Source organism: Paenochrobactrum glaciei, assembly GCF_039522165.1.
GTDB classification, from domain to species: Bacteria; Pseudomonadota; Alphaproteobacteria; order Rhizobiales; family Rhizobiaceae; genus Paenochrobactrum; species Paenochrobactrum glaciei.
Genome location: NZ_BAAADE010000023.1, coordinates 1 through 7,840, shown reverse-complemented (window position 1 = coordinate 7,840; position 7,840 = coordinate 1). Strand labels below are relative to the sequence as shown.

At 47.3% G+C, this 7,840-nt stretch carries 9 protein-coding genes; 7 read left to right on the top strand and 2 right to left on the bottom strand.

The annotated features are described in order from the left end of the window. Positions 1–114, bottom strand: a 114-nt coding sequence (locus ABDZ76_RS17220) for a transposase (RefSeq protein WP_343808490.1), incomplete at its 3' end; no start/stop codon positions are given. A 684-nt stretch (positions 115–798) separates the two neighbouring features. Here ABDZ76_RS17220 and ABDZ76_RS17215 point away from each other — a divergent pair. The 7 genes from ABDZ76_RS17215 to ABDZ76_RS17185 all read left to right on the top strand — a co-directional run bounded on the left by ABDZ76_RS17215 (position 799) and on the right by ABDZ76_RS17185 (position 7,554). Next, entirely contained in the window at positions 799–2,004 is a 1,206-nt protein-coding gene (locus ABDZ76_RS17215) for a type 2 periplasmic-binding domain-containing protein (protein ID WP_343808487.1), read from the top strand. Positions 2,005–2,074: 70 nt separating this feature from the next. Further along, positions 2,075–2,617, top strand: a complete 543-nt coding sequence (locus tag ABDZ76_RS17210; RefSeq protein WP_343808484.1) for a TRAP transporter small permease — start codon at positions 2,075–2,077, stop codon at positions 2,615–2,617. Beyond that, positions 2,610–4,112, top strand: coding sequence for a TRAP transporter large permease (locus tag ABDZ76_RS17205; protein ID WP_343808481.1), 1,503 nt, complete (start codon positions 2,610–2,612; stop codon positions 4,110–4,112). The genes ABDZ76_RS17210 and ABDZ76_RS17205 overlap by 8 nt, the downstream gene beginning before the upstream one ends. A 39-nt stretch (positions 4,113–4,151) precedes the next feature. Next, positions 4,152–4,826 carry a GntR family transcriptional regulator gene (locus ABDZ76_RS17200; RefSeq protein ID WP_343808478.1) on the top strand — a complete coding sequence of 225 codons (675 nt, stop codon included), beginning with the start codon at positions 4,152–4,154 and terminating at the stop codon, positions 4,824–4,826. Positions 4,827–4,871: 45 nt separating this feature from the next. After that, positions 4,872–5,711, top strand: a complete 840-nt coding sequence (locus ABDZ76_RS17195) for a fumarylacetoacetate hydrolase family protein (RefSeq protein WP_343808475.1) — start codon at positions 4,872–4,874, stop codon at positions 5,709–5,711. 12 nt (positions 5,712–5,723) lie between these two features. Further along, a complete protein-coding gene (locus ABDZ76_RS17190; protein ID WP_343808472.1) occupies positions 5,724–6,503 on the top strand; it encodes an SDR family NAD(P)-dependent oxidoreductase in 780 nt (259 codons plus the stop codon). A 67-nt stretch (positions 6,504–6,570) separates the two neighbouring features. Beyond that, entirely contained in the window at positions 6,571–7,554 is a 984-nt protein-coding gene (locus tag ABDZ76_RS17185; RefSeq protein ID WP_343808469.1) for a VOC family protein, read from the top strand. Between the two features lie 86 nt (positions 7,555–7,640). On the opposite strand, the gene ABDZ76_RS17180 is transcribed toward ABDZ76_RS17185, so the two are convergent. Beyond that, positions 7,641–7,840, bottom strand: a 200-nt coding sequence (locus ABDZ76_RS17180) for an IS3 family transposase (protein WP_343808466.1), incomplete at its 5' end; no start/stop codon positions are given.

The window sequence follows — 7,840 nt, the reverse complement described above, 5'->3', positions numbered from 1 at the left end:
AAAACTGGCGCTGCTAATTCCATATTTGCGACACACTTGTGCTGTCGGCGTTCCAGCTTCCTGCTCTTTAATCATCCCGATTATCTGTTCGTCTGAAAACCGTGAGCGTTTCATTGTCCATCTCCTATCAAGGATTGGACTCTAACAAAATCTGGAGGAGTTTGCGGGGCTCAAGTCAATAGGCATGGTTTCACCAAGTGCTGCAGATATAAGCGACAAGGTGGATGCATCACGACAACGAAAGCTGATACGTAAGTCGTCAGAGATGAAACGCATTAGTTCGAGACGACCAGCTGTTTCAGTTGGTGCATTTATACCAAAGCCTATGACGGCTTACGCGCGCCACGTTCTGGTGGCGGGAGGAGTAGCAGGCTGCTCTTACTCGCGGAGTAGAAATGCCATCTGTGAGCATCAGGTTACGAACAGGCGTCTAAATAGCAACATTCATAGCCACTTCAAGCTTTGTTATAGATGCTGAATGTTTGGTAATCTGGTTGGTTTTTGCTGAGCCAATACCACAACTCGATGATGCGCTATTCACCCATCTTACGGTAGCATTCAGTGATAGTTTCCCTTTCAGCTATAGCCTTTTCTAATTGGTATTAAGACCGGCATAGTCCGAGTCTGTAACGTTCTATTAACCTCAGAATATAATGACGAATGCTGTTAAATCGATAAAAATATATTATTGCATAAACAATCTATTTTAAAATTAAAATATATATGTATATATAGAATCGTTTGCAGGTCGGGAGCCGGCAAACTCTTGCACTTGGTTCGTTTAGGGAGGGGTTACCTGTGAAATTAAAAACTTTCGGTCTTATGGCTATCTTGCTTTCGGCTACGGCTCTGCCTGTGGTTGCAGGCACATTGGCTGATATGAAACCAATGAAGTTGCGCGTCGCATCACTATACGGCCCAGACAACTGGTTTACGGCGCCGATGGAAGCTTACACTGCACGTATCGAAGCTCGTACGGAAGGTAAGGTCACGTTTGAATATTTTTATGCTGGCAGTCTGGTTCCCACCAAAGAAATGACCTCGGCGCTGGGAGCTGGTCTCTTTGACTTCGGCTTCGTGCTACCTTCCTATGAGCCTGCTAAGTTTTCGGTTGATGAATGGCAAGGCAGTCTCGCCATACCGACCAACCAAAACCCTATCCTTGAATTTGCAACGACTGCACTCTCGCATTTCGAATGGACGACTGGGCTTGAAGCGCACACTAATCAATTTACCCAAGCTGGAATTCAGCCGGTGATGCCGTCTTTCTCAATCAGTGGCGCTTATGGCCTACTCTGTAAGAGCAACAACGAAACTCTCGCGGATATGGCAGGCAAACGCAGCCGTGTTGCCGGTTCGACTTGGACTGGAGAAGCTCAAAACCTTGGCCTTACACCTGTTTCATTGCCAATCACAGAAGTGTATCAAGCCTTTCAATCTGGTGTCATTGATTGCTGGATGGGGCATATCGCCGATGCAGGTGCCAACGGTGTGTTCGACCACGGAAAATATTTTAACCTCGGCATTGGTCTGACTGCTTATTCTCAAGCGCTTTACGGTTTTAATAAAGACACTTGGGATTCTTTCCCTGAAAATGTGAAAGACATTATCTGGGGTGAAACTGCGGCTTATGCTGCTGAACTGCTTCAAACGGCGCTTACGCAGCAATATACCACCGCTGTTACCAGCACTAAAAATGGTGTCACTTATACAATACCCGATGCTGAGGTGATGCAAAAAGTACAGAGCTACCATGACGCTGTTCGCGCAGAAGCTGCACATAAAGCACCTGCCGATGTGAAAGATGCCGCCGATCAGGTGAAACGTCTCGAGCAAACGCGTCAGAAATGGCAAGCTCGTCTTGAAAAAGATCTTGGCTTTGGCGGAGACTACGACTCTTGGAGTTCCTTCATCTCGCAAAATGGTCAAATGCCTGATTTTGCACCGTTGAAAGAGATCATCTTGAACGAAATCGTTCTGCCTTACGCAAACAAACAAAAATAATGGCGACCACTGCTCGCTGAGGGTGCGTTTGTTTGGCGTTCCCTCTTTCTCCTTCTTTTTGTGAGTCCCCATGAAAACTTTAACTACACGCCCTCAAATTGTGCTTTGGCGCTTGGGCAAGACAGTGTTTGTCGGTCTCGGCACCTTCTGTATTATTGCTCTTATTTTGCTAATTTTTTCGGATGTTTTGTCGCGAAATATCTTTAATAAACCAATTCCAGGTGTGATGGAGATGACTGAGCATTGGTTGATGGTGCCAATGACTTTTGTAGGGATCTGGTGGGCCGCTCTAAAGAATGAGCATGTGCGTGTCACCATATTGACTGAAGTGTTAGGCTCTAAATCACGTCTCATTGCTGAGGTGGTTGTGGGATGCTGTGCAGCATTTTTCTTGCTGCAAATGTCTTGGATTGGGCTCGGAGTGGCCATTGAAAGTTACCAAGACGGCGAATATGCTGGTGCTTTTAAAATTATTACTTGGCCCGTGCGTTTTGTTGCTGTCATTGGTTTTTTAAGTTTTGCCTGTGTAATTGCGTTACGTCTTTACACAATCCTCAAAGCTGGTGGCGCTGAAGAACTTTCCAGCGACACGACGGAGGCCGCTAATGACTAGTATCTCTATTTCGCACAAAGACAACGCTGTGCAAGCGCCTCATCCGTGGCATCGTGTCAGTACAGTTTTGATCACCACAGTGATCGGCCTTTGCTTTGTTGTTTTGTTTTTCCTGGACATTCCTCGCCCTTTTTACGCCATTGCAGTTCTGGGATTAATGTTCTCCTTAATGGCACTTGGCATGATGGTAGGGCTAGCAATGGCGCTTTCAGGAGCGGTTGGCCTCTATGCATTGATGGGTACGCGCGCTCTAGAATCGACCCTTGCGCAAATGCCCTACAGTACTGCCTCTAGTTCCACTTACGTGGTGCTGCCGATGTTCATATTTATGGGGCTGATGCTTTGGTATTCCGGTATCACGACCAAGCTCTTTGCCGCAGCACGAATTTTATTTTTCTGGCTACCGGGTAACCTTGCTGCCACAACTAATCTTGCTGGTGCTGGCCTTGGTGCAATTAGCGGTTCTACAGTGGGTTGCGTTTATGCTCTTGGCCGCATTGCTATCGCCGAAATGCTTCAACAAGGCTATGATAAACGCCTTGCCATGGGTGCTGTACTCAGCGCAGGTACTATTGGCCAGTTGATCCCACCAAGCATTATGATGGTAATCTTTGCCGGTTTTGCAGAGGTTCCTGTAGGTCCACAACTTCTTGCAGGCACAATTCCCGGCCTTATGCTCACAGTTGCTTATGTACTCACAGTTGCCATTATAGCTTTGGCACTTCCGCATTGGGTAGGAAAAGGTAACCGCACACGCGCACAAAAGGATCAGGAAAGTCCTCAAGAGGACCAGCTTTCACCTATCGAAAAAATGCGCATTGTAGGCTCTGCCTGGCCGGTTCCTGTACTTATCATCGCTACTTTCGGCGGTATGGGGCTTGGTCTTCTAACCGTCACAGAATGTGCTTCAATTGGCGCAATGGGTGCAGCACTTTATTGCTTTGCCGTTCAAGATAAACGCACTTTTTTAACCTCATTGAAAGAAGCTTCGCGTGGTACCCTTAGCGCGCTTGGTTCTGTACTCATGATGCTCATTGGAGCAGCTATCCTCTCGCGCCTTCTCGCTGTCACGGGTGCTGCGCAACTACTTTCGAGTTATATGCAGCAAGTTTCGGATAATACCGTACTTTTCTTCACTTTGCTTGTGCTCTTTTATCTGCTTCTTGGCATGTTCATGGATGCTATCGCGATGATGCTGCTCACGGTGCCACTTATTATGCCTATTGTAGTTAGCGCCGGTTATGATCCGATGTGGTTTGGTGTCTTTCTCGTATTGATGGCGGAAATCAGTATTCTTACCCCACCGATCGGCATGCTTGTCTTTGTAGGCCACCGCATGGCGCAAGATCCAACCGTCAACATCGGTCATCGGATCACTCTACAAGATGTATTTTCAGGTGTATTGCTTTTTGTGCCACTGGCGCTCGTGGTTGTCGTCCTAATTATGGTCTTCCCTGATCTTGTTAGTTGGCTTCCATCACAAATGGTTCGTTAAGCGTCCCCTATACAACATAGCTGCAAAGGTTATATATCCATGTCGAAACAAGCTGACGCAAAATCTCTAGCGCTGAATGTTTATCAGCAAATCCGTCAAAACATATTCGATGGACATTACCAGCCAGGAATGCGTCTCGGACCTGCTCTTCTCGCCAAAGAATATGGTGCAAGCACGACGGTTTTGCGTGAGGCTATGATCCTGCTCACAGGGGATCGACTTGTCGTCTCAACACCAGGTTCAGGCTTTTCGATACCAGAATTGGAACGGAGCGAGCTTAAAGATCTGACGCTTTTGCGTTGCCATAATGAGTCTTTGGCGCTTCAGCTGGCCATTGAACGGGGCGGTTTAAAATGGGAAACAGAAGTAATTTCAGCGCACCACATAATGACACGTATCCCGCGCCGAACACTTGAAAACCCTGAAGTGCCTAATCCCGAGTGGTTCAATGCGCATCGCACCTTCCATTCTAAATTGCTCTCAGGGTGCGGTATTCCTGCGTTGATCGATATTTGCGAAAAACTAAGCTCTGCGACAGAGATTTACCGCGTGTATTCCGTTCCTATGACACGCGCCGCTAAACGTGATGTCGAAACCGAACATGCCGATTTGCTTGAAGCAGTTCTGGCGCATGACACGCCGCGAGCCGTCGCGCTGTTAAAAGCTCATTACGAGACAACCGAGGCCGGCCTACTAGCCAATTGGCCAGCTTAAAACTTTTTAAACCAGCCTTCCGTCGCAAATTATAAGGAGATCCCTGTGCGCCTTGTTTCATTCACCACCAAATCGGGTCAAAAAAGCTACGGCACTGTTGAAGGCGATATTGTTCTTGATGCCGGTGCGGTTCTGAAAGAACGCTTCAGCGATTTGCGCGCCGTTCTTGAAAAGAATGCAGTGCAAGAACTTGCAGGCAAAGGCGAAGCCATTGCGCTGACTGAGGTCACCCTATTACCCCCGATTGGTAATCCTGAAAAGATCCTTTGCGTTGGTCTCAACTATACAAGCCACATTGAAGAAACAGGTCGCCCACGTCCGGCACAACCTGCACTTTTTACCCGCTACCCATCTTCACTGATTGGTCATGATCAGCCCCTAATCCGGCCTAAAGCCAGTCACGAGTTCGACTATGAGGGTGAGCTTGTCGTTATCATTGGCAAAAGCGGTCGTCATATCAGCAAAGACGATGCAATGTCACATGTTGCTGGCTATACCTGCATGAATGAAGGTTCAATCCGCGATTATCAAATCCACACCAGTCAGTTCTGGCCAGGTAAGAGTTTTGAGGCCTCCGGCTCCATTGGTCCATGGATTGTGACTGCTGATGAAATTACCGATATTACGCAAGAGACTGTCACTACACGTATCAACGGTGAAATTGTACAACAAGCCCGTTTTGATGATCTGGCTTTCTCGATTCCTGAAATTATTGCTTATATTTCCACTGTTATCACTCTCATTCCAGGTGACGTGATCGCTACTGGCACACCGGGCGGAGTTGGTAAGTTCCGCAAACCTCAGCTTTATCTTGTTCCTGGTATGGTTGCGGAAGTTGAAATTACCGGCATTGGCGCACTGATTAATAGTGTGGCTGACGAATAAGAAAGCATAGACATGACTAAACGCTTTGAAAATAAAACCGTTTTCGTTACTGGTGGTACGGGTGCCTTAGGTACAGCTGTTGGTAAACGCTTTGCAGAAGAAGGCGCACGTGTCTTTCTGGCTGATCTAAATCCAGAAAATGTCGAAGGCGTGATCGCAGCTTTTGATGGGCTACCTCAACCTGAAATCGTAGGGCTGAACGTCACCAAAGAAGAGGAATGGCAGAGCGTTCTCACAGAGGTAGTTGCCAAGGCTGGTAAACTTGACGGGCTCGTCAATGCTGCCGGTGTTGTCGGTACAGCGCCTTTCCCGATTGATGAGCTACCTTATGCAGAATGGCAGCGTATGATGGCCGTGAATGTTGACGGTAGCTTTCTCGGGACTCGTGAGGCCATTCGTGTGATGAAAAAAACCGGAGGGGGTGCCATTGTGAACATTGGCTCAACGACCTCCTTTGTCAGCAGTGTCGACGCCATCCCTTATAATGTCAGCAAGGCTTCAGTACGCGCTCTTAGTCGCAATGCAGCTTTTAGCGCTGGCAAGCTTGGCTATAAAGTGCGTGTCAACGCTGTACACCCCACCTGGATCTGGACACCTCTCGTTGAAGCAATGCTCTTAAAGAAATATGGCTCACGGGAAAAGGCGCTTGAAGTAATCTTGCAACAACATTGCGTAGATCGTTTGCCCGAGCCTGCGGATATAGCCAATGCAGTGGTGTTTCTTGCTTCGGATGAGGCCGAGCTAATTACCGGTGCAGATCTTGTTATCGATGGCGGACGCACCCTGGGTTAAGATCAATAAAAGGGCATAGCTCATTGCCCTTTTTTATCCTATTGCCTAACAATTTGGAGGATATTGAATGGCGATTATCGCACTCGGTTATCTCGGTGTCAGATCAGACCGTTTGGATGAGTGGTCTGATTTTGCAGGTCATTTGCTTGGCATGCAGAAGATTGACCGCGGCGGCAAAGCCGTGGCCTTTCGCATGGATGATAAAGTGCAACGCCTTCTTGTTTCTGAGGAGCCCGGCGAAACATTGGCATTCTTAGGCTTTGAGGTGGATAGTAAAGACGATTTGCAGCAATATGCTGCACGTCTTGAGCACGCAGGAACGCGCGTGCATTTAGCTGATAGCTTTCTAACAGATCGCCGTTTTGTTAGTGATATGATCTGGTTCAATGATCCAATGGGTAACCGTGTTGAGCTATTCTATGGTCCGATGATTGCTTCCGATCCATTCGTACCTGGTCGCCCGATTGACGGTTTCAAAACCGGTGCACTCGGCATGGGGCACGCGGTTTTACACGTCAAAGATATTCATATCATGATGCCATTTTATCGCGACATTCTTGATTTTCATGTATCAGATTATGGATTAACCCCTTATGGCCTTTATTTTTTCCATCTCAATGACCGCCACCATTCTTTTGCAATGGTTGGTTCAGGTCAGGAGGGCTTTCACCATTTTATGGTAGAATATCAGAATATGGATGACATGGCTCAAGGTTATGATTTGGCACAGGAACAAGAAGGGCGTGTTGCTTACACCCTTGGCCGACATACTAATGATTACATGACGAGTTATTATGCTCATTCGCCCTCTGGGTTCTTCGTAGAAAATGGTTGGGGTGGACGGTTGATTGAACCCGAAATCTGGATGCCACACGAAACGGTCGATGGACCCAGTTTCTGGGGACATGATCGACTCTATCTTGATAAAAATGACCCTGCACGTGAACGCCTCAAAGAAATGCGCCTTGATGCTGCAGATAGAGGTCGTCGTTCACCACCTGTTGCAGATTGCCCATGGCTTTACGGTGAATGGCGCAAACATAAGGGCTAACCATACTGCCTCAACAAGCATTCTTACAGTAGAAAATAATGAGGGTGAACCGCCCCGTGTTTTCCGGAGGGTAATTTATTCGATAATTATGCAGCTTTATCAAAGGTTTTCATATTTGCATAGAAAGCCTCCTCGGCTTCTGCAGGTGTTATATATCCGATTGGCTCCAGCAAACGTTGATTATTATACCAATGGACCCAATTAAGGGTTTCCCATTCAATTTCTCGCATTGATTTCCATGGTCCCCCTTGGTTGATGACCTCTGTTTTGAACAGGCCGATCACAC